Origin of the sequence: Actinoallomurus liliacearum (genome assembly GCF_039542035.1) — a bacterium.
GTDB lineage: Bacteria > Actinomycetota > Actinomycetes > Streptosporangiales > Streptosporangiaceae > Actinoallomurus > Actinoallomurus liliacearum.
Genome location: NZ_BAABHJ010000017.1, coordinates 106,576 through 128,077, shown reverse-complemented (window position 1 = coordinate 128,077; position 21,502 = coordinate 106,576). Strand labels below are relative to the sequence as shown.

Genomic DNA, 21,502 nt, shown 5'->3' with positions numbered 1-21,502 from the left:
CGCCCGGAACTCGCGCGGACGGCGCCGGCCACGCCGGTGACCAGGGCTTTCTCCCGTTTCGCCAGGGATGCACTCTATGTGAGGTCAGGAAAGGTCGGCGCCAGGACGGTCCGGCCGGTTCTCGGGAGAGTCGCTTCGTGGAAGGATTCGTCACGAATGAACAGAAGTGTTCCTCTGAATCGAGGATAGGTGTCGATGGTTCCGCTTGACGCGGCCGATCCACGGCAGGTGGGGCCGTACCGCCTGGAGGGGCGGTTGGGCGGCGGCGGGATGGGCCAGGTGTTCCTGGGGCGTTCGCCGGGCGGCCGGCCGGTGGCGGTGAAGGTGGTCCGGCCGGAACTGGCGGGTGACGAGCGGTTCCGGGAGCGGTTCGCCGTCGAGGTGGAGGCGGCCCGCCGGGTGGGCGGCTTCTACACCGCGCAGGTCGTCGACGCCGACGTGCGGGCCGATCCGCCGTGGCTGGTCACCGCTTACGTCCCGGGCCCGTCCCTGCACGAGGCGGTGCGATCACACGGGCCGCTGCCCGCGACGGCGGTGGCCGTTCTGGGGGCCGGTCTGGCCGAGGGGCTGGTCGCGATCCACGGGTGCGGCCTGGTGCATCGCGACCTCAAGCCCGCCAACGTGATCCTGGCCGACGACGGGCCTCGCGTGATCGACTTCGGTATCGCCCGGGCCCTGGACGCCACCCATCACACGACCTCGATCCTCGGGACCCCGGCCTTCATGTCACCCGAACAGGGACGAGGCGACCCGCTCGGGCCGGAGAGCGACGTGTTCTCCCTCGGGTCGGTGCTGGCCTTCGCCGCCACCGGCGACAGCCCTTTCGGGACCGGTGCGGCCCACGCCATCATCTACCGCGTCGTCCACGACCGGCCCGACCTCACGCGTCTGGCCGGTCTGCCGGCGCGACTCGCCGATCTGATCACCGCGTGCCTGGCCAAGAACCCCGCCGACCGGCCCACTCTGGCCGCCATCCTCGACCGTCTCGGCACGGCGCCCGACCTGCCGGCCCAGTGGCTGCCGCCGGCCGTCACGGCGATGACCGCCGAACGCAGGACGATCCCCGGCGGCGAGCCCCCGGGCCCGGCCGGTTCCGCCATGAGTCAGGCACCGCCGCCGCCCGGCTGGGCCCCACCTCGCTCGTCCCCTCGACTGACGCGACGCGCCCGCGCCGTACTGGCCTCCGCCGCGGCCCTGGCGTTGACGCTCGGCACCGTCGGGGCCTTCAGCTACTTCTCGTCGCCCGCACGGGGAAAGGCACAGTCGCGGACCAGCACCGCGATACGCAGCAGCGCGGTCCCCACGCTGTCCCCTGCCACGCTCATGGCGAAAGGGGCGAGCGTCGATTTCACCGTGTTCAGCCCGGACGGCAAGGTCCTGGCCAGCGCGAGCCGCCGGCAGCGCGTCATCCGGCTGTGGGATGTGCCCACCGGCGAGCTCAGGACCACGCTCACCGCTCCGGGGAACGTCTTCGCCCTCGCGTTCGGCTCCGGCGGCACGACCCTGGCCGCTGCCACCGATGCCCGCGGTGGCTACGCCACCCGCATCCAACTGTGGAGCCTGTTCAACGACAAGTTGATCGACACCCTCCCCCGCAGCGGACTCCTCGGGGCGTACATCACCCTCCCGGCCCTGCTGTTCAGTCCCGATGGGAGCACCCTGGCCAGCGCCACCAACGACGCCCACGCCAAGGACATCTACCAGGACATCGTTCAGCTGTGGGATACGACCAGCGGCCGGGTCACGGCGAGTTTCTCCCTGCCCGCCCATATCCTCAGCATGGCCTTCAGCCCCGACGGCAGGACCCTTGCCACCAGCGACAACAACTCCGGGGCACCCGGCACGCGGGTCATCCGCCTCTGGGACGTCACCAGCGGCCGCGCCAACGGCGTCATCAACACCGGCTCCGACGGCGGCCCCTGCGACCAGGGCGTACGCTCACTGTCCTTCAGCGTGGACGGCAAGACCCTGGCCGGCGGCTGTGACGGCACCGCCACGAAGAACGGTGTGCGCCTCTGGGACACCACGACCCGCCAGGCCATCACCCCGTCACCCGGGTACGGCGGCGAATGGATCGCCTTCAGCACCGATGGCGCCACCCTCGCCAGCCTGAAGTGCCCGGTGACCGGGGACGGCTGCGGCGGAACGCTGCACGTATGGATCAGCGACACGACCCACCGTTATGCCACCCGCGAGAACGACCTCGCGCCCCAGCCCGGTGCCGTTCAGGCCCAGGCCTTCAGCCCCGACGCCATGACACTGGCCGTCGGGTACGACAACGGCGCTCTCCGGCTCTGGAAGCTCCGCTGAGCATGCCGCCGCGAGGGTCATGCGGTCGCCTCGCCGGGCTGAGACGGGGTGGTCCGCTCCGGCTCCTCCGGGCCGGGCGGGGTTGTCGGAGCGCCGCCGAACTCGACGCTGTGGGCCTCGCGGCCGAACGCGGTCAGCAGGATCACGGCGAGAAGAGTCGGTGCCACCACGACTGCGAACGCGAACGAGTAGCCGTGCGCGTCCGCGAGGCGTTCTTGCAAGGGCAGGTTGACCGCGGCGAGGAGGTTGCCGAGCTGGTAGGTCACGCCGGGGTAGAAGCCGCGGATGGCGTCGGGTGACATCTCCGTCAGGTGTGCGGGAATGACGCCCCAGGCGCCTTGGACGAAGAACTGCATGAGGAACGCACTGATCGCGAGCATGGCCGTGCTCTTGGAGTAGGCGAACAGCGGCACGACGAGTAGGGCCAGCAGGGACGCGCCGACGATGGCGCGCCGCCGGCCGAAGCGCTGCGACAGCGTGCCGACCAGGACGCCGCCGAGGATCGCGCCGACGTTGTAGATCACGGCGATGCCGACCGCGTAGTGGGGGGAGTGCCCCAGGCCCTTCTTCACGAAGGTTGGATAAACGTCCTGCGTGCCGTGGCTCATGAAGTTGAAGGCGGTCATGAGCAGCACGAGGTAGAAGAACCGGACCAGGACCTTCCGGTCGAAGAAGACCTTGCGCAGCGGGGTGCGCGTCATCTGCAGCCGCGCGTTCGTGCGCTCCCAGACCTCCGACTCGCCTACGCGGTACCGCACGTACAGCGCCAGAAGCGCGGGCACCGCCCCGAAGACGAACAGGCCCCGCCAGCCGAAGATCGGCGTGATGGCGAAGTAGGCGAGCGCGGCCACCAGGTAGCCCGCCGGATAGCCGACCTGGAGCATGCCGGAGTAGAACCCGCGCTTGGCCGGCGGGATCTTCTCCATCGCCAGGGAGACGCCCAGGCCCCACTCGCCGCCCATGCCGAGGCCGTACAGGAACCGCAGCGCGAGCAGCATGGTCAGCGAGGTCGAGAAGCCGGAGATCATCTCGATGACGGAGTAGAACAGCACGTCGACCATGAGCGGGATCCGCCGGCCGACCTTGTCCGCCCAGAGTCCGAACAGGTACGCGCCGAGCGGCCGGGCGATCAGCGTCAGCGTGGTCGCGACGGTGACCTTCTCGGCCGACGTGCCGAAGTCCTTGGCGACCTCGGTGATCACGAAGACGAGAAGGAAGTAGTCGAACGCGTCCATCGTCCAGCCGAGGAACGCGGCGAGGAAGGCGTTGCGCTGGTCTCGATCCAGGCCACCGGCCTGGTCACGGATGTCGCCGAGCAGGGGGATGCCCATGTGCGGTCCTTAGTCCGGTCGGTCGCTCCCAGCCGATCTTTACCCAGAGTTGAGACGATCAATTCCATGGTTATCAGGTAGGAAAGGTTGACCGCATCCGGTTCGTCGTGTTTCATTCAGGGCATGCGCGTCCGGCCCGCCCTCACCCGCCGGTGGCACGTCGACCTGGTCCGTGTCGCCGCAGCCCGCTGTCGCGGCTGACGACCTCGCCGATCACCGTCTCCCGCGGCCCTTCTCCCGACCGCGTCCCCTCACATCCCCGCAGCCCGTTCACCCGTCACGGGGTCCCACGGCACTCCTCCGACGAGTGCTCCGTGCCCAAAGGCGGCGCCGCCCCCGTACAGGAGCGCACTCCCTCATGCCCTACAGATCCCTTTCGGCCGTCCTGGCCCTGACCCTGGCCGGAACCGGCTGCGCCGCACAGGCGCGCTCGGACTCGCCGACCCTGAAGATCGGATACTTCCAGGGGGCCGTCGCCGGCCCCGAGGCCGTCGTGGCCGCCGACCCCGGCCTGGCCTCCCGCGTCAAGGCGAAGATCGAGCTCCGCCCGATCGACAGCGGCGTCGCCGGCATGGCCCAACTGCGCGCCGGCGCCTTCCCGGTGATCTCCGGCGTCGGCAACCCGCCCTTCGTGGGCGCCTTCACCTCCGGCACGGACGTGGAGGTGGTCTTCGCCGAGAGCCTCGACGAGTCCGGGCTGGTGGTGAGCAACGCGGTCAGGTCGAACGCCGACCTGGGAAAGGTCGGCGTGCTCGTCGGCTCCACACTCGACTTCCAGCTCCGGGGCTGGCTGAAGAGCCAGGGGCTCACCGGCAGGGTGCAGATCGCCAGCTTCGCGAGCGAGGCCGCCGAGGCCGCCGCCTGGAAGGCCCACAAGATCGACGCGGTGTACATCAGCCAGGCCTTCCTGCTCGAGCTGAAGAAGCACGGCGGACGGGTGCTCACGACGGCGGCGGACGTCGCGAAGCTGGGGTACGCCGCGGTCAACATGCTGGCCGTCAGCCGGCCGTACGCGGCGAAGAACCGCGACGTGGTCCAGCGACTGGTCTGCCAGATCTCCAAGGCCCAGACGCTGGTCCACGGCGACCAGGCCGCCAAGTACGTCCGCCCGGCCGCTCGGTTCCTCGGCGTGCGGCCCGACGACGCCGTCGAGGCGACGAAGAGCTACCCCTACATCCCGCCCGCCGAGGAGACCGGCTGGCTCAAGGGCGCGGACGGCAAGGCGTCCTCCGGCAGGCTGGCCGCGAACTTCCAGCGCACCGGGGAGTTCCTGGTGACGCAGGGCCGGGCGAAGACGGCTCCGTCCGTCGCCCAGGCCGCCGCGCACATCGACCCGAGCTTCTGGGACAAGGCACAGGCGGGAGGCTGCGCGTGAGCCGGCCCACCGTGACACGCCTCCCGTCCCGGCGACCCCGGGAGGCCCGCCGATGAACGCGGTCGTCGAAGAACGCCCGATCACCGAACGGCCGTCCGCCGTACGGCTCCGGGACGTCGGCAAGACGTTCCGCGGACGACGCAGACGGACCCCGGCGCTGGAAGGCGTGAGCCTCGACATCGAGGCGGGGGAGTTCCTCTGCCTGCTCGGCCCCTCCGGATGCGGCAAGTCCACGCTGCTCGGCATCCTCGCCGGGTTCGTCCCCGCCGACGCCGGCGAGGTGCTCGTGGGCGGGCGGCCGGTGGCCGGGCCGGGCCCCGACCGGGGTGTGCTGTTCCAGACGCCGACGCTGTTCCCCTGGCTCACCACCCGCCAGAACGTCCTGTACGGGCCGAAGGCCCGAGGCGCGCTCACCCCGGAGGTGGCGGAGGAGGCCGACGCGCTCCTGGAGACGGTCGGGCTGGCGGACTTCCGGGACGCCTACCCCCACGAACTCTCCGGCGGGATGCGCCACCGGGCGGCGTTCGCCCGCGTGCTGATCAACCACCCGAGCGTGCTCCTCATGGACGAGCCGTTCGGGGCGCTCGACGCCATCACCCGCGCCGGGATGCAGCGGTTCCTGCTGGAGCTCTGGCAGCGGCACCGCATGACGATCGTGTTCGTCACCCATGACGTCGAGGAGGCGACGCTCCTGGGCGACCGGGTCGCGGTGCTGTCCGGGCGGCCCGGCCGGACGAAGGCGGTCGTCGACATCCCCCTCAAGCGCCCCCGGGTCTACGAGGACAACGAGACGCTCGAGTTCGTCACCGCCAAGCGGCGCATCAGGGAGGTGCTGGAGCAATGACCGAGTGGAGCGAGCGAATCACGAGCACAGTGCCGCTGGTCACTCCTCCGGCGAAGGAGGCCGCATGACCGAGAAGTCCCTCGACGCCGATCCGCGCCCGTCGGCGACCGCCGTATGCGAGGTCCCCGACGGGAAGGAGCCGTCCCCGGAGACGCCCGGGACGGGCGGCACGCGGGGACGGCGGAGGCGGCGTTCGTGGCGGCGGGTGGCGTACGGCGGCGCCGGGCTGCTGCTGGCCCTCGGCGGCTGGCAGGTCGCGGCGGTCGTCATCGACGACCCGGTGACGCTGCCGACGGTCGTCCAGACCGTCCGTGAGTTCCTGCACTACGTCACCCATCCGTATCCGGAGGTCCAGGGCAGGACCCTGGTCGAGGACGCCCTGATCAGCACGGGCCGGATCCTCGCCGGGTTCGGCCTCGGCACGGTCGTGGGCCTCGTCCTGGGCGCGGCGATGGCGGGCGTCCGCGTGATCCGCGAGCTGGCCGACCCCCTCATCGCGGTCGTACGGCCGCTGCCGCCGATCGCGTTCATCCCGCTGCTCGTCGTCTGGTTCGGCATCGGCGAGACGTCGAAGGTGGCGCTGCTCTTCTTCGGCGTGGTCCCGGTCATCACGATCGCGACCCTCGGCGCCCTCGACGCCGTACCGGTCGAGCTGGTGCACGCCAGCCGGAGCCTGGGAGCCTCGCACTTCCACACGATGGTGCACGTACGGCTCCGCGCCGCCGTCCCGGGCGTGATCACGGGGATGCGGATCGCCATGGGCGGCGCCTGGACGAGCATCATCGCGGCCGAGATGATCGCGGCCACCGGGGGAGTCGGCTTCCTGATCCTGCAGGCCGGCAACTACCTCCAGACCCCGTTGATCTTCAGCGGGATCATCGTCATCGCCGTCCTCGGCTTCGCGTTCGACGGCCTGCTGCGTCTGCTGCTGCGCGCCGCCGACCCCACCGTCCGCCACTCGTGACATCTCTGCGAGAGAAGGAGTTCCCCATGTCCATCATCGACATCCGCAAGGTCGGCGGGCGCATCGGCGCGGAGGTCACCGGCGCCGACCTCGGCCGGCTCGACGACGAGCAGTTCCGCGAGGTCGACGCGGCGCTGCTGGAGCACAAGGCCCTGGTCTTCCGCAACACCGGCCTCGACGACGAGGGCCAGATCCGCTTCGCCGCGCGGTTCGGCGAGCTGACCGCCGCCCATCCCACCGTGCCGTCCGTGGACGGAAGCCCCAACATCCTGCCGGTCGACGGCGAGGAGGGCATCCGGTCCAACCACTGGCACACGGACGTGACGTTCGTGCGCACGCCGCCCAAGGTCAGTACGCTGCGCGCCCTGGTCGTGCCGCCGTACGGGGGCAACACGCTGATCGCGAACGCCGCGGCGGCCTACCGGGACCTGCCGGAGCAGTTGCGGGAGTTCGCCGACCGGCTCTGGGCCGTGCACACCAACGACTACGACTACGTCCTGCCGCGTACGAACACGGAGAACGCGGTGAAGTACCGGGAGACGTTCGTCTCCACGCGCTACCAGACCGGGCACCCGGTCGTGCGGGTGCATCCGCGGACCGGCGAACGCGGGCTGTTCATCGGCGGGTTCGCCCAGCGGATCGTCGGGTTGAACAGCACCGAGTCGCGCGACATCCTGCGCATCCTGCAGGAGTACGTCATCCGGCCGGAGAACATCCTGCGGGTGCAGTGGAACCCCGGCGACCTCGTGGTGTTCGACAACCGGATCACCCAGCACTACGCCCCGGACGACTACGGGGACCAGCCGCGCAGGCTGCACCGGGTGACCGTGGCGGGCGACGTTCCGGTGGGCGTCGACGGGGCGGAGAGCCACGTCATCGAGGGCGATGAGGCCCATCACTACACACCGGCCGTCGCGGCCGCCTGATGGACGCGGGGCCCGGAGCGGCGGGGCTCCGGGTCCCGTCCGGCCGCCGTGGGCGGCCGGACGGGGCGGGTCAGGCCGGGTTCGGCCGGGTCCGCTCGAATCGTTCGGCCGCCCGGTCGCGGGCCTCCTCCAGCAGGGCCCGCGCGAGCGGGGCGGTCGCCTCGCCGGGGTTCAGGACGCAGACCCAGCCCTGGACGGCGTACGCGGGGTGAGGGAGGAACCGGTCGGTCACCGTGAAGTCGATCCCGGCGCGGTGCTCCGCGGCCGCGGCGGGCGGGTGACCGAGCAACTCCTCGAACCGCTTGCGCCCGACGGCGATGTTCAACCGGAACACGCCGGGGCGGTTCAGGTCGGACGCCGTGTCGAATCCCTCGTAGTCCTTGGTGACGATCGTCGCGAAGGGCTGCCATCGATCGGCGGGCGCGTCACCGCGCGGGTCGTAGGAGATGAAGGTGTCGCCCCAGGCCGCCTCCGGAGCACCGGTGTCCTCGCCCGCCGTGACGGCGACGGTCCCCGGCAGGCCGGCGGCGAACTGGATGATCTCGTCCTCGGTCATGAGGTCCTTTCGTCCCGATCTCGTGCTGTTTCCTCCCTTCAAGTTTTCCATTGAAGTGCTATTAGCGACTTTTTGTGCAGGACGGCACTGCGACCACCGCGTCTAGCGACAGAACCCTCAAATGCGGGTTGAACGAGCCTGCCGACTGGGGGCGCGTCAGTCGTCGAGGCGTTCGAGGATGCGTTCCATGCCGCTGTTCCAGTTGACCTTCAAGGCGGCCACCGCGCCGTCGATGTCGCCGGCCTGGACGCACTCGGCGATCCGTTCGTGCTCCTCGGCCGAACGCTCCAGTACCTGCTGGTCGCCGATGATGACGCGTTCGTACCGCCGCATGGTGAGCTTGAGCGAGGTGATCAGGTCCATCAGGCGCTCGTTGGGGCAGCCGGACAGGAGCAGGTCGTGCCAGGCGTCGTCGTAGCGTTCGAGCACGGCGTACTCCGCCTCCGGCGCCGAGAACGCCCGCGCCTCCTCGAGCAGGCGTGGCGCGATCGAGATGAGGTACTCCGGTTCGGACACCTCCAGCGCCAGTGATTCCATGTGGGCCACGATCGTGGTCAGGTCGCGGAACTCCTGCGCGCTCATCGGCGCGAACCGGAAACCCCGGCCGCGCTCGCTGACGATGATGCCCTCGCGCTCCAGGCCGATCAGCGCCTCCCGCAGGGGAGTGCGGCTCACCCCCAGATCGGTCGCCAGGACGGTCTCGTTGATCGGCTGGTCGGGGTCGAACTCGCCCCGGCCCAGCCGGTCGAGGATCTCGTCCTTGATCTGCTCACGCAACGGGCGGCGCTCGATCGGCATCTGGCAGTCTTCCCTTCTCCGGCGGCGATCAGGTCGTTCAGGCGGTGCCGGCGCCGTCGACGGCGATGACCGCGCCGCTGACGAACGACGCGGCGTCACTCGCCAGGAAGGCCACGGTCCGCGCGATGTCCCCAGGCGTGCCGATCCGGCCGAGCGGACGGTCGGCGGCCTCCTCGTAGAAGGCCTCCACCGATCCGCCGAGCTGCCGCGCCTCCTCGGCGAGCATGCCGGTGGCCGTGTCGCCCGGGCAGACGCAGTTGACCCGGATGCCGTCAGGCCCGTGGTCGATGGCCATCGCACGCGTCATGTTCACGACCGCGCCTTTGGACGCGCAGTACGATACGGCGTCCGCGCCGCCCTTGATGCCCCAACCGGACCCCGTGTTGATGATGCTTCCGCCGCCGGCGGCCCGCATCAGCGGTATCGCGTGCCGGCTCAACAACATGATCGACTTGACGTTGACGGCCATCACCCGGTCCCAGTCGTCCTCGGCGATCCCGCACACGGTGGACCGCCGGATGATCCCGGCGTTGTTGAACAGCACGTCGACGCCGCCGAAGGCCTCCCGGGCGGTCGCGATGACGCGCTCACAGTCGGCGGCGCCGGACACGTCGCAGCGGACGAACACCGCCCGGCCACCGGCGGCGATGACGGCCTTCTCGGCCTCCGCCCCGCCCGTCTCGTCGACGTCGGCCAGCACGACGGCGGCGCCGAGCTCGGCCAGCAGCTCGGCCGTGGCCCGGCCGATGCCGGACGCGGCGCCGGTCACGACGGCCCGCTTGCCCGCAAGAGAGATCATTCTTCCGGTCCTTCCTTCAACGGATGGGGTACATGGCGGTGCGCCCGTGCCCCGTCAGCACGGGCCGGTGGCCCGTGAGCTCGCGGTCCAGGTCCTCGTCGCCGGTGTCGACGAGCAGGGGCCGCCCGCCCAGGGCGGCGAGCTTGGTCTCGGTCGCCACGACCAGCAGGCGGTCCGCGCCGACGGCGCGCAGCACGGCCGGGGAGATCTGCTGGTTGCCCCGGCCCAGCAGGAAGCCCTGCCCGCCGATCGGGGTGACGGCCACCCACGCGGGCGTCTCCCGGACGGTCTCCTCGAGTCTCGCCGCGGCGACGTCCGCGGCGACGAGCCGCCCGTCCCGGTCCAGCACGTTCACGCCCATGACGGGGACGTCGGCGCCGAGCGCGGCGGCGACGGCGCGCATCGTGCCGCCCGGGCCCAGGACGAGCGCCTCGCCGGGACCGAGCCGCCGGCGCAGTTCGGCGGCGATCCCGCCGACGGACGACGGCGAGGTGACCGAACCGCCCACCTTGCGCTGCTGGATCCGGACCGGGACGTCCGGCACCCGCAGGTGGCCGTACAGCCGGGCCGAGACCCGTCCCTCGCGCACCGCGTCCTCGTCGAGGTCCATCACCTCGGCGTCGCGGAGCGTCGTGCCGCCGGCCGCCATCAGCGCGGCCGCCTCCCCGGCGGCGCGCGGGCTGACGCCGAACACCGCCGAGTGCATCTTCACGCCGGTCGGCACGCCGAGCACCGGCACCGACAGGCCGACCGCGTCGAGGACGTCGCGGGCGGTGCCGTCCCCGCCCGCGAACAGCAGCAGGTCGACCTCGGCGGCCAGTGCGACGGCCGCGGCCCTGGTGTCGGCGGGCGTGGTGGGGCGGCCCGGTTCGTGGACGACGGCGGGCCGCAGCCCGGCGGCGGCGACCGCGTCGGCGCCCATCGCGCCCGCGGCGGTCCGCACGGTCAGTCCGGCGCCGAGCCGCGAGCGCAGCTCGGCCAGCGCGAGCGCGGCACGCTCGGCCGCTCTGGGCTCCGCGCCGAGCGCGCGGGCCCGCCGCTGCACGTCCGCGCCGTCGCTGCCCTTGAGGCCGACCCGGCCGCCGAGGCCGGCGACCGGGTTGACGACGAGCCCGAACCTCATTCGCCCAGGATCTTCCGCCGGTAGGCGCGCCAGGTGACCGCCCAGGTCTGCGGGTCCTCCAGGGTGTCCTGACGGATGCGGTGCACGGTCGAGCGGTGCGGCGCGGTCCGCACCGTCTCCGGCTCCTCGTACGCCTCGCGCGCGACCTCGGCCAGGATCGCGGCGTACTCGTCCAGGTCGGCCCTGGAGTACGACTCGGTGGGTTCGAGCGTCATCGGCTCCGGCACCAGGAACGGGTGATGGCTGGTCCAGTAGTGCGTGCCGAAGTCGGCGGCGCGGTAGCCGATGTCCTCGGTGTGCACGCCGGTCTCCTCGGCCAGCTTCGCCCAGCTGTAGCGGACCTGCTCGATCCGCCGCCGCCCCTCCGCGTACGGGGCGGACGTGCCCCGGATCTCCAGGACCTTCTTCATCAGGTAGTTGTTGTTGAGCACGGCGACCTCGGCGGCCTCCCGCAGGCCCTCCGCGCCGAGCGCCATGATCCAGGCGTAGGCGCGGACCAGGTTCGGGACCACGCCGTAGAACGGCCGGATCTTGCCGACCGATTCGGGCCGGTCGTCGTCGAGGCGGTAGCGGGTGCCGTCGAACTCCACGGTCGGCCTGGGCAGGAACGGCGCCAGCGCCTCGGTCACGCCGGAGGCGCCCGCCGCGGGGCCGCCGCAGGCGTGCGGCGTCGAGAAGGTCTTGTGCAGGTTGAAATGGCACAGGTCGAAGCCGGCGTCGCGGGCCCGGGTGATGCCGAGGATGCCGTTGGCGTTCGCCTGGTCGTAGGAGCACAGGCCGCCCGCGTCGTGGACGATCTTGACGAACTCCTCGATCCGCGGGTTGAAGATCCCGGTGTCCTCCGGGTTGGTGATCAGCAGGGCCGCCGTGCGGGGGCCGACCGCGGCCTTGAGCGCCTCGATGTCGGGGTAGCCGTCGGCGTCCGGGTACAGCGTGATCACCTTGAACCCGGCCGTCTTGGCACAGGCGGCGTTGGACGGGTGCGAGAAGATGGTGGTGATCACCTCGTCCCGCTGCTCCAGCTCGCCGCGCGCGGCGAAGTACGCCCGGATCATCGCCACGTTCGTGTAGATCGCCGCCGAACCGGCGCCCGGCTGCAGGGACACCCGGTCCATGCCGGAGATCTCCCGCAGCAGCCGCTCCAGCCGGTAGACGATCTCCAGCACGCCCTGTACGGTCCGCTCGTCCTGCAGCGGGTGCAGTTCGGCGATCTTCGGGTCGCGGACGAACCGGTCGTTGACCTTCGGGCTGTACTTCATCGTGCACGTGCCCTGGCCGACGTCGACGTTCAGGTCGACGCCGAGGTTCTCCTGCGACAGCCGCAGGTAGTGCCGTAGGACGTGCAGCTGGGACAGCTCCGGCAGGGCGGGCGGGGCCGCGCGCCGCAGCCCCTCGGGCAGGCTGTCGTCGAGCGGCACCTCCGGCTCGGGGACCAGCACGCCCCGCTCGCCGGGGCTGCTCAGCTCGAACAGCAGCGGTTCGTCCCAGCGGGCCTGGTGGAAGCGGCGCAGCGGCGGCTTCGGGCCGATCTTCGCGTCGGCGGGCGTCACGGTGGCGTGTTCGGTGTTCACTTCGCGATCTCCTGCAGGGCGGTGGCCAGGCGGTCGATGTCGTCCTTGCCGTGGACCTCGGTGACGCAGTACAGGGCGTCGGTCTCGGACAGCACGCGGCCACCGAAGATGCCGCGGTCCAGCAGCGCGTCGCCCACCTCGGCCGCCGTCCGCGCGCCGGTGAAGCGCACGGTGAAGTCGGCGAAGTGCGGCGCGTCGGCGTACGGCACCTCGACGCCGGGCACCTCGGCCAGCCGGCGGATCGCGTACCGCGTGTTCGCCATGATCGTCTGACCGATCTCGCGCATGCCCTGCGGGCCCATCAGCGCGAGGTACACCCCGGCGGTGATGCCGTTCAGCGCGGCGGCGGTGCCCACCCACTCCTTGCCCTCCTCGCGGAGCGCGAAGGACGTCCGCTCGTAGGCGACGTCGCCGAAGCCGTACTCGCCCTCGACCTCGGTGGGCGCCACGCCGAACAGCCGGAAGGGGAACTCGGCGACGAACCGCTCCTCGTCGCGCGTCGCGACGAACCCGCCGTTCAGCCCGCCGTACGCCAGGTGGAGCCCGAGCGGCTGGATCTCGCCGCAGACGATGTCCGCGCCGTAGGCGGCGGGCGGCGCGACCACGCCGAGGGAGATCGGGTTGCAGCCGACGACGTACAGCGCGCCGGCCTCGTGCGCCAGGCGGCCCAGCTCCGGCAGCGCGGGGTCGACGATGCCCAGGTAGGAGGGCGCCTCGGCGTAGACGGCCGCGACGTCGCCGGCGGTCAGCTCCGCCCGTACGGCGTCCAGGTCGGCCCGGCCGTCCGCGCCGATGGGGACGACGACCACGTCGTGGACGGGACGCACGTAGTCGTCGATCTTCGACAGCTTGTCCGGGTCGAGGGCGGTGACCAGCAGCAGACGGCGGCGCCCGGTGATCCGGCCGGCCATCCGCAGCGCGGTCGCGGACGCCTGGAAGCCGTCGTAGGTCGGCACGTTGACGACGTCCATCTCCAGCAGCTCGCCCATCAGCGACTGGTACTCCCACAGTGCCTGGAAGCGGCCGTGGTCCTCGTACGGCTCGCCCGCGTAGGCGGTGAGGAACTCACTGCGGTTGATCACCTCGTCGACCACCGCCGGCACGTGGTGCTGGTAGCAGCCGGCGCCGAGGAAGCTGAGCGCCTCGTGGGTCCCGGTGTTGCGGGTCAGCAGGGCGCCGACGTGCCGGACCAGCTCCGCCTCCGAGCGCAGCGGGGCGGGCAGGTCCAGGGGCCGGCGCAGCCGGATGCTCTCCGGCACGTCGGCGTAGAACTCCTCGGTGCTCGCCGCCCCGACGGCCGCCAGCATCTGCTCTTTGATGGCCGGTACGGAGTTGGGGATGTACGGATGAACGCTCACACGCGTCCTCGCTTTCGAGTTTCTCGTCGCACCCTCTTGACGAAAGCACATGATGCAGTGTGCTGTATACAGCATTCTTCATACCAGTCCTGGGAGGCAAGATGGCGACGAGCCTGAAACGGCGGTCAGCGTTGACCGCCGGGTTCGCCGGCGTGATGTCGGTACTGCTCGCGGTGAGCGGCTGCGCCACCGGAGGGACGGCCCGCAGGCCCGGCCCCGCGCTGAAGTCCGGCTCGGCCGTCGCGCTCAAGGGCGACGTCACCGTGTGGTCGTGGGACGTCGCCGCCAAGGCGCTCAAGCGGCTCGCGCCCGCCTTCGAACAGCAGCACCCCGGCGTGAAGGTCAAGGTCGTCGACGTCGGCTACGACAACGCGTACGACAAGATCACCGTCGGCATGCGGTCCGGGCAGGGCCTGCCCGACGTCCTCACCGTCGAGGGCAGCAAGCTGCCGAGCTACATCGGCAACTTCCCGCGCGGGCTGTACGACCTGACGTCCCTGGCCGGTCGCTACAAGTCGAGTTTCGCCCCCGCGACCTGGGCGAACGTCACCGATGAACGGGGCCGGGTGTTCGCGCTGCCGTGGGACAGCGGCCCGTGCGCGCTGTTCTACCGCACGGACCTGTTCCAGCAGGCCGGCGTCGACCCGGCCTCGATCCACACGTGGGACGACTACGTGCGCGCCGGCGAGCAGATCAAGGCCAAGACCGGCAAGAAGCTGCTCGTCATGGACCCCGCCGAGGACAGCATGTTCCCGATGATGCTCCAGCAGCAGGGCCAGCGGTATTTCAAGGACGGCAAGGTCGCCGTCGCCGGCCGGCAGGCCGTCCGTGCCGCGACGCTGCTGAAGACGCTCGCCGACAAGGGACTGGTCGACTTCGAGAAGGGCTGGGACGGCCTGGTCGCCGCCACCAAGGCGGGCAAGGTCGCCACCACCCCGTACGCCGTCTGGTGGTCCGGCACGCTCACCGACGAGATGAAGGAGCTGAAGGGGAAGTTCGGCGTCGTCCCGCTGCCCGCCTTCGACGCCGGTGGCGTGCGCACGTCCAACGACGGCGGCTCGACCCTCGCAGTCGCCGGCCAGACCAAGAACCCGCAGGCCGCGTGGGCGTTCGTCGAGTTCGCGCTGGCCGACGCCGCCAACCAGGCGTCCATGCTGAAGACCGAAGGGCTCTTCCCGGCCTTCCTGCCCGCGCTGAACGACCCGTACGTCAGCGCGCCGCAGGACTACTACGGCGGCCGGCCGGTCTTCAAGACGTTCGCCGACCTGGAGAGGACCGTGCCGCCGGTGGAGTACACCAAGGACGGGTCGAAGGCGTCCGACATCATCAACGGCACCATCTCCGGCATCGTGCTGCACCACGACGATCCGCAGAAGGCGCTGAACTCCGCGGCGCAGCAGATCGCCGCCGCGACCGGCCGCGCGGTGGGGTGACGCCGTGACCGTGGACGTGACACGGGAGGCCGTGCGCGCGCCCGCCCCGGCCGGGCGGCGGCCCGGCCGGGGCGAGGGGCGGCGCGGCCTGCCACGCCTGACTCCGTGGATCTTCGCCGGGCCGGCCGCCGCGCTGTTCGTCCTCTTCTTCGCCTATCCGCTGCTGGCGAGCGTCTACCAGAGCTTCACCGCCGACCGCGACGGCGTGCAGACCTGGGTCGGGCTCGCCCAGTACCGGCGGATGCTGCACGACCCGGTCTTCTGGGCGTCGCTGCGCAACACCGGGCTCATCCTCGTCGTGCAGGTCCCCCTCATGATCGGCCTGGGCCTGTCGCTGGCGTACGGGCTGAACCGCTCGTGGCTGCGGTTCCGGTCGACCTGGCGCATCGCCTACTTCCTGCCGGCCGTGACCATGCTGGTCGCCTACTCGGTGGTGTTCCGCGTGCTGCTGAAGACCGACGGCGGAATGGTGAACCAGACGCTGCACGCCGTGGGCCTGCCCGAGGTGGACTGGCTGAACAGCCCCGGCTGGGCCCGGCTGGCGCTGATCGGCTCGATCACCTGGCGGTGGACCGGCTACAACGCGGTGATCCTCCTGGCCGGGCTGCAGGGCATCGGCCGCGAGCAGTACGAGGCGGCGGCCATCGACGGCGCGGGCGCCTTCACGACGTTCACCCGCGTGATCGTCCCGCAGCTGCGGCCGGTGATCCTGTTCTGCTCGGTCACCTCGACCATCGGCACCCTGCAGCTGTTCGACGAGAACTACGTGCTGACCAAGGGCGGGCCGGGCAACGCCACGATGACGCCCGTCCTCTACCTGTACAAGGTCGGCTTCGAGCAGCTCGACTTCGGCTACGCGGCCGCGATCGCCTGGGTCGTCGTCCTGCTGATCGGGCTGATCTCGTTCGTCCAGTTCCGCTTCCTCGGAAAGGACCGGTCGGGCCGATGACCACGACGACCCGCACCCTGCGCCCGCGCCTGCTCGGCCGCGTGGTCGGCTACCTGTTCCTCGCCGTCGGCGCGGTGGTCAGCATCGTGCCGTTCTACTGGATGGTGGTGGCCTCCACCCGGGACAACGACGAGCTGTTCCGCTCCCCGCCGCCGTTCCTGCCGGGCGGGCGGCTGCTGCACAACCTCGTGTCGCTGCAGCACTCCATCGGCTTCGCCCGGGTGATGGCCAACAGCCTGGGCGTCGCGGTCGTCTACACCGTGGTCAGCTCGCTGATCTCCGCGATGTGCGGGTACGGCCTGGCGAAGTACCGGTTCCGCGGCCGCGGGCTGCTGCTCGGCCTGGTGCTGGCGACCATGATGATCCCGTTCCAGGTGCTGCTCGTCCCACTGTTCCAGATGATGTCGAACCTCGGCTGGATCGACACGTACCAGGCGGTCATCATCCCGTTCCTGGCCAACTCGTTCGGCATCTTCCTGATGCGCCAGGCGTTCCTGGACTTCCCCGACGAGCTGATCGAGTCGGCCCGCATGGACGGCGCCGGCGACCTGCGCGTCTTCTACCGGATCGTGCTGCCGGTGGTGCGCCCCCAGCTCGGCGCGCTGGCCATCTTCACGTTCATGAGCCAGTGGAACTCCTTCCTGTGGCCGCTGCTGATGCTCAACACCGAGGACAAGTACACCGCGCCGGTCGCGCTGTACACCCTCGTCGGGCAGAGCCACGTCGACTACTCCGGGCTGATCCTCGGCTCGTTCCTGGCGACGCTGCCGCTGATGCTCGTCTTCTTCATCTTCCAGAAGCAGTTCGTGTCCGGGCTGCTCGGAGGGGCGGTAAAGGGATGACACGGACCGACGGTCGCCTGACCCGGATTCCGGGCCTGCTGTACGGCGGCGACTACAACCCCGAGCAGTGGCCCGAGGAGGTGTGGGAGCAGGACGTCCGGCTGATGAAGGAGGCCGGGGTCAACCTGGTCACGGTGGGGGTGTTCTCCTGGGCGCGGCTGCAGCCCGGCCCCGACACCTGGGACTTCGGCTGGTTCGACCGGCTGCTGGACCTGCTCGCCGGCAGCGGCATCGGCGTCGACCTGGCCACCGCCACCGCGTCGCCGCCCGCGTGGCTGGTCCGCGCGCACCCGGAGGTGCTCCCGGTCACCGCCGAGGGCGTGCGCCTGGAGTTCGGCTCGCGGCAGCACTACTGCCCGTCCTCGCCGGTCTACCGGCGGGCGGCCGTACGGCTCGCGCGGGCGCTCGCCGAGCGGTACCACGATCATCCGGCGCTCGCCCTCTGGCATGTCCACAACGAGTACGGCGACCACGTCACCGAGTGCTTCTGCCCGACCTCGGCCGCCGACTTCCGGCGCTGGCTGCGGGAGCGGTACGCCGACCTGACGGCGCTGAACGCCGCGTGGGGCACCGCCTTCTGGTCCCAGCGGTACGGCGCCTGGGAGGAGATCGAGCCGCCGCGCGCCGCGCCCGGCCCCGTCAACCCCACCCAGGTGCTGGACTGGCGGCGGTTCTGCTCCGACGCGCTGCTGGCCTGCCACCGGGCCGAGAAGGCGGTGCTCGACGAGGTCCGCGGCGACGTGCCGGTGACCACGAACTTCATGTCGATGTTCAAGGCGCTGGACTACTGGGCCTGGGCCGCGGAGGAGGACCTGGTGTCCGACGACGCCTACCCCGACCCGGCCGACCCGGCGGCGCACATCGGCGCGGCGCTGAACTACGACCTGATGCGCTCGCTCAAGGGCGGCCGGCCGTGGCTGCTGATGGAGCAGGCGCCCTCGGGGGTGAGCTGGCGGCCCGTCAACGTCCCGAAGACCCCGGCGCTGCAGCGGCTGTGGTCACTGCAGACGGTGGCGCGCGGCGCCGACGGCGTCCTGCACTTCCAGTGGCGGGCGTCCCGGGCGGGCGCGGAGAAGTTCCACAGCGCGCTGCTGCCGCACCGGGGCGTCGCGTCGCCGCGCTGGGCCGGCACCGTGGGGCTCGGCCGGGAGCTGGCCCGGCTCGGCGAGGTCGCGGGCAGCCGGCTGATCGCCGACGTCGCCATCGCCTTGGACTGGGACTCCTGGTGGGCGCTGGAACTGGACGAGCACCCGTCGTCGCGGCTGCGGCTGCGCGAGCTGACCGCCTCGTGGTACGCCCCGGCGCACGCCCGCAACGTGACGGTCGACTTCGTGCCGCCCGGCGCGCCGCTCGACGGCTACCGCGTCGTCCTGGCCCCCAACCTGTACCTGGTGACCGAGGCGACCGCGCGGTGGCTGACCGCGTACGTCGAACGCGGCGGACGGCTCGTCTGCGGCTGCTTCAGCGGCGTCGCCGACGAGCACGACCACATCCACGACGGCGGCTGCCCGGGCCCGCTCCGCGACCTGCTCGGCGTGGCCGTCGAGGAGTTCTGGCCGATCGCCGACGGGGACGCGACCGAGGTCGCGGCCGGCGACCGCGTCCTCACGGCGACGCTGTGGAGCGAGTGGCTGACCGCGACGACGGCCGAGGTGGTCGGGGCGTACGCCGCCGGCCCCCTGACCGGCCGTCCCGCGATCACCCGCAACGACCACGGCGCGGGCCGCGCCTGGTACGTCGGCTGCCACCTCGGCGAGGACGTCGGCGTCCTGCTGGACGCGGTGTTCGCCGACGCGGGCGTCCGGCCCGTGCTGGCGGTCCCGGACGGCGTCGAGGTCACCCGCCGCGACGGCCCGGACGCCTCCTACCTCTTCCTGCTCAACCACGGCGGCGCGGACACGGACGTGCCCGTGCCCGACGGGGTCGAGCTGCTGACCGGCACCGCCGTGCGGGGCACGCTCCGGCTGCCCGCGCTCGGGGCGGCGGTGCTCAAGACGGCCTCGCCCCAGCGGCCGCTCCATCCCCTCGAAAGGTGACCATGCGTCGATCGCTGCACGCCCTGGCCGGGCTCTCGCTCGGCTCGGCCCTCGTCATCACCGCCCTGCCCGCCGCGCAGGCCGCGCCGCCACCCGCCGGGCCCACCGGGTACGCCGACGTGCTAGACCTGCGCGGCGTCCCCGCGAACGCCCTGCCCGCCGACGTCAGCGACATCAACGTGTTCGCCGACCAGGGTGCGTGGCACGCCTACGCGCTGCCGAAGGACCCCTCCACGTACGGCGCGTTCTCCGGGCCGATGTACATCGCCCAGGAGTACCCGTGGTGGCTGAGCAAGGCGTTCTCCCGCATCCGGCTGCGGGAGAACGGCGGGGACATCGACCTGGCCGCCGCGAAGAAGCCGGTGCTGACCGCGCTGCCCGGCCTGCTGCGCCAGTCGTACGACCTGCCCGGGCTGCGCCTCACCCTGGAGTTGCGGTTCGGCAGTGACCGCAGCGCGCTCGTGCGGGCGTACCTGGAGAACACCGGCACCACCGCGCGCACGCTGGAGGTCGGCTGGAGCGGCGCGCTGCTGCGGCCGGACACCGAGCCGATGCGCGGCGCCCCGTCGCTGCGCGCCACCGGCCAGGGCGTCGCCGTCGACTTCGCCGAGGTCCGGAAGGTCTGGGACTACCTCACCGACGGCACCGAGCGGTTCGAGGTCGTGCACGCCGAGCCGGTCCGCACCACGGTCACCGGCGACTCGTACGTCACCGAGCTGGCCCGCCCGCGCACCGTCGCGCCGCACCGCACCACCGCGCTGACCTGGACCGAGACCTACACCTTCACCGCCGCGGAGCGGAACCGGGAGGCGCCGGTCGTGGGCGACCTGCTGCGCCGGCCGGAGCAGGCCATCGCCCGGGGCGACGCGCGCTGGCGCGGCTACGTCACCGCCGCGACCCGGGGCGTGCCCGCCGACCGGCGCCGGGCCGTGGTCAAGTCGGTCGAGACGCTGATCACCAACTGGCGCGGCGCGGCCGGGATGCTCAAGCACGACGGCGTCACCCCGTCGATCACCTACAAGTGGTTCACCGGCGGGCTCTGGGCCTGGGACACCTGGAAGCAGGCGGTCGGCACCGCGCGGTTCGCCCCCGCGCTCGCCGAGTCGCAGATCCGGTCGATGTTCGACTACCAGGTCCGCCCCGACTCGCCGACCCGCCCGCAGGACGCCGGGATGATCCCCGACTGCGTGTTCTACAACGACCCGGCGCGCGGCGGCGGCAACTGGAACGAGCGCAACTCCAAGCCGCCGCTGGCCGCCTGGGCGGTCTGGGAGGTCTACCGGGCGAACGGCGACACCGCGTTCCTCAAGGAGATGTACCCGAAGCTGGTCGCCTACCACGACTGGTGGTACCGCGACCGGGACCACGACCACGACGGCCTGGCCGAGTACGGCGCCACCGTCGACCCGGCCAACGACAGCACCGAGGAACGGCGGCAGGCGGCGGCCTGGGAGAGCGGCATGGACAACGCCCCGCGCTTCGACGCCGCGCTCGGCACGAGCGTGGTGGACAACCGTGACGCGAACGGCCGCCTGGTCGGCTACTCGCTCAACCAGGAGTCGGTCGACCTGAACTCCTACCTCGTCGCCGAGAAGGGCTACCTGGCGGCCATCGCCGCGCGGCTCGGGCACCGGGCGGACGCCACGCGGTACACCGCGCAGGCACGGACGCTGGCCGCGACCATCCGGGCCAAGATGTACGACCGGGCGACCGGCTTCTTCTACGACACCGACCTGACCACCGGCCGGCGGCTCGTCGATCGGGGCCGGGGCATCGAGGGCGCCGTCCCGCTCTGGGCCGGGGTCGCCGACGGCGCCGAGGCGGCGCGGGTCCGGGCCAGGCTGACCGACCCGGCGGAGTTCGCCACGAAGGTGCCGTTCCCGACGGTGGCCAAGAGCTCGCCGTACTTCGCCGCGCAGGAGTACTGGCGCGGGCCGGTCTGGCTCGACCAGGCGTACTTCGCGCTGGCCGGCCTGCGCCGGTACGGCTACGGCAGGGACGCCACGGCGGCGGCGGACCGGCTGTGGCGGTCGGCCGGCGGCCTGCTCGGCGACGGTCCGATCATGGAGAACTACGACCCGCTGACCGGAGAGCCGCTGAACTCCACCAACTTCAGCTGGTCGGCGGCGCTGCTGCCCGGCATCGCCTGAGCGGGATAGACCGGTGAGATCACGGGCCCGCGGCCTCGGCCGGCCGCGGGCCCGTGCACGTCCGTGACGAGCGACTCCGGGACACGTCCGTGGCGAGCGGCTCCGGGATCCGCGGGACCGGCCTTCGAAGCCGCGGG

The 21,502-nt window shown here is 71.7% G+C and carries 17 protein-coding genes; 10 read left to right on the top strand and 7 right to left on the bottom strand.

The window, feature by feature from the left end:
* Positions 1–195: 195 nt before the first annotated feature.
* Positions 196–2,310, top strand: coding sequence for a WD40 repeat domain-containing serine/threonine protein kinase (locus ABD978_RS24290; RefSeq protein WP_345358789.1), 2,115 nt, complete (start codon positions 196–198; stop codon positions 2,308–2,310).
* Between the two features lie 17 nt (positions 2,311–2,327).
* On the opposite strand, the gene ABD978_RS24285 is transcribed toward ABD978_RS24290, so the two are convergent.
* Positions 2,328–3,641 (bottom strand): MFS transporter, encoded by a 1,314-nt coding sequence (locus tag ABD978_RS24285; protein ID WP_345358786.1) that lies wholly within the window; start codon positions 3,639–3,641, stop codon positions 2,328–2,330.
* 358 nt (positions 3,642–3,999) lie between these two features.
* On the opposite strand from ABD978_RS24285, the gene ABD978_RS24280 reads away from it, so the two are divergent.
* The 4 genes from ABD978_RS24280 (at position 4,000) to ABD978_RS24265 (ending at position 7,750) form a co-directional block, all read left to right on the top strand.
* On the top strand, positions 4,000–5,016 hold the full coding sequence (locus ABD978_RS24280; RefSeq protein WP_345358784.1) for an ABC transporter substrate-binding protein: 1,017 nt from the start codon (positions 4,000–4,002) through the stop codon (positions 5,014–5,016).
* Positions 5,017–5,068: 52 nt separating this feature from the next.
* Positions 5,069–5,860, top strand: coding sequence for an ABC transporter ATP-binding protein (locus ABD978_RS24275; protein ID WP_345358782.1), 792 nt, complete (start codon positions 5,069–5,071; stop codon positions 5,858–5,860).
* A gap of 64 nt (positions 5,861–5,924) precedes the next feature.
* Positions 5,925–6,824, top strand: a complete 900-nt coding sequence (locus ABD978_RS24270; protein WP_345358780.1) for an ABC transporter permease — start codon at positions 5,925–5,927, stop codon at positions 6,822–6,824.
* Positions 6,825–6,850: 26 nt separating this feature from the next.
* Positions 6,851–7,750: a TauD/TfdA dioxygenase family protein gene (locus tag ABD978_RS24265; RefSeq protein ID WP_425550752.1), complete on the top strand. Its 900-nt coding sequence runs from the start codon at positions 6,851–6,853 to the stop codon at positions 7,748–7,750.
* Between the two features lie 70 nt (positions 7,751–7,820).
* Here the strand turns inward: ABD978_RS24265 and ABD978_RS24260 are convergent, their stop codons facing one another.
* The 6 genes from ABD978_RS24260 to gcvPA all read right to left on the bottom strand — a co-directional run bounded on the left by ABD978_RS24260 (position 7,821) and on the right by gcvPA (position 13,955).
* Entirely contained in the window at positions 7,821–8,306 is a 486-nt protein-coding gene (locus ABD978_RS24260) for a DUF6194 family protein (RefSeq protein ID WP_345358778.1), read from the bottom strand.
* Positions 8,307–8,462: 156 nt separating this feature from the next.
* Positions 8,463–9,104, bottom strand: coding sequence for a GntR family transcriptional regulator (locus tag ABD978_RS24255; protein WP_345358776.1), 642 nt, complete (start codon positions 9,102–9,104; stop codon positions 8,463–8,465).
* A 37-nt stretch (positions 9,105–9,141) separates the two neighbouring features.
* A complete protein-coding gene (locus ABD978_RS24250; RefSeq protein ID WP_345358774.1) occupies positions 9,142–9,903 on the bottom strand; it encodes an SDR family NAD(P)-dependent oxidoreductase in 762 nt (253 codons plus the stop codon).
* Positions 9,904–9,919: 16 nt separating this feature from the next.
* Positions 9,920–11,026, bottom strand: coding sequence for an ATP-NAD kinase family protein (locus tag ABD978_RS24245; protein ID WP_345358772.1), 1,107 nt, complete (start codon positions 11,024–11,026; stop codon positions 9,920–9,922).
* A complete protein-coding gene (gene gcvPB / locus ABD978_RS24240) occupies positions 11,023–12,597 on the bottom strand; it encodes an aminomethyl-transferring glycine dehydrogenase subunit GcvPB (protein ID WP_345358770.1) in 1,575 nt (524 codons plus the stop codon). The genes ABD978_RS24245 and gcvPB overlap by 4 nt, the downstream gene beginning before the upstream one ends.
* Entirely contained in the window at positions 12,594–13,955 is a 1,362-nt protein-coding gene (gene gcvPA / locus ABD978_RS24235; RefSeq protein WP_345358768.1) for an aminomethyl-transferring glycine dehydrogenase subunit GcvPA, read from the bottom strand. Before gcvPA ends, gcvPB begins: the two co-directional genes overlap by 4 nt.
* A gap of 101 nt (positions 13,956–14,056) precedes the next feature.
* On the opposite strand from gcvPA, the gene ABD978_RS24230 reads away from it, so the two are divergent.
* The 5 genes from ABD978_RS24230 to ABD978_RS24210 are packed head-to-tail and all read left to right on the top strand — an operon-like array spanning position 14,057 to position 21,365.
* Positions 14,057–15,388, top strand: coding sequence for an ABC transporter substrate-binding protein (locus tag ABD978_RS24230; RefSeq protein WP_345358765.1), 1,332 nt, complete (start codon positions 14,057–14,059; stop codon positions 15,386–15,388).
* A gap of 4 nt (positions 15,389–15,392) precedes the next feature.
* Positions 15,393–16,337, top strand: a complete 945-nt coding sequence (locus ABD978_RS24225; protein ID WP_345358762.1) for a carbohydrate ABC transporter permease — start codon at positions 15,393–15,395, stop codon at positions 16,335–16,337.
* Complete coding sequence (locus ABD978_RS24220) at positions 16,334–17,179, top strand: carbohydrate ABC transporter permease (RefSeq protein ID WP_345358760.1); 846 nt, start codon at positions 16,334–16,336, stop codon at positions 17,177–17,179. Before ABD978_RS24225 ends, ABD978_RS24220 begins: the two co-directional genes overlap by 4 nt.
* Entirely contained in the window at positions 17,176–19,215 is a 2,040-nt protein-coding gene (locus ABD978_RS24215) for a beta-galactosidase (RefSeq protein ID WP_345358757.1), read from the top strand. The genes ABD978_RS24220 and ABD978_RS24215 overlap by 4 nt, the downstream gene beginning before the upstream one ends.
* Before the next feature lie 2 nt (positions 19,216–19,217).
* Entirely contained in the window at positions 19,218–21,365 is a 2,148-nt protein-coding gene (locus tag ABD978_RS24210) for an MGH1-like glycoside hydrolase domain-containing protein (RefSeq protein WP_345359101.1), read from the top strand.
* The last annotated feature ends 137 nt before the right edge of the window (positions 21,366–21,502 follow it).

Bases quoted from the DNA above. Each gene is read 5' to 3' on its own strand.
- ABD978_RS24290 (WP_345358789.1), top strand. From the start codon at position 196: ATGGTTCCGCTTGACGCGGCCGATCCACGGCAGGTGGGGCCGTACCGC.
- ABD978_RS24285 (WP_345358786.1), bottom strand. From the start codon at position 3,641: ATGGGCATCCCCCTGCTCGGCGACATCCGTGACCAGGCCGGTGGCCTG.
- ABD978_RS24280 (WP_345358784.1), top strand. From the start codon at position 4,000: ATGCCCTACAGATCCCTTTCGGCCGTCCTGGCCCTGACCCTGGCCGGA.
- ABD978_RS24275 (WP_345358782.1), top strand. From the start codon at position 5,069: ATGAACGCGGTCGTCGAAGAACGCCCGATCACCGAACGGCCGTCCGCC.
- ABD978_RS24270 (WP_345358780.1), top strand. From the start codon at position 5,925: ATGACCGAGAAGTCCCTCGACGCCGATCCGCGCCCGTCGGCGACCGCC.
- ABD978_RS24265 (WP_425550752.1), top strand. From the start codon at position 6,851: ATGTCCATCATCGACATCCGCAAGGTCGGCGGGCGCATCGGCGCGGAG.
- ABD978_RS24260 (WP_345358778.1), bottom strand. From the start codon at position 8,306: ATGACCGAGGACGAGATCATCCAGTTCGCCGCCGGCCTGCCGGGGACC.
- ABD978_RS24255 (WP_345358776.1), bottom strand. From the start codon at position 9,104: ATGCCGATCGAGCGCCGCCCGTTGCGTGAGCAGATCAAGGACGAGATC.
- ABD978_RS24250 (WP_345358774.1), bottom strand. From the start codon at position 9,903: ATGATCTCTCTTGCGGGCAAGCGGGCCGTCGTGACCGGCGCCGCGTCC.
- ABD978_RS24245 (WP_345358772.1), bottom strand. From the start codon at position 11,026: ATGAGGTTCGGGCTCGTCGTCAACCCGGTCGCCGGCCTCGGCGGCCGG.
- ABD978_RS24230 (WP_345358765.1), top strand. From the start codon at position 14,057: ATGGCGACGAGCCTGAAACGGCGGTCAGCGTTGACCGCCGGGTTCGCC.
- ABD978_RS24220 (WP_345358760.1), top strand. From the start codon at position 16,334: ATGACCACGACGACCCGCACCCTGCGCCCGCGCCTGCTCGGCCGCGTG.
- ABD978_RS24215 (WP_345358757.1), top strand. From the start codon at position 17,176: ATGACACGGACCGACGGTCGCCTGACCCGGATTCCGGGCCTGCTGTAC.
- ABD978_RS24210 (WP_345359101.1), top strand. From the start codon at position 19,218: ATGCGTCGATCGCTGCACGCCCTGGCCGGGCTCTCGCTCGGCTCGGCC.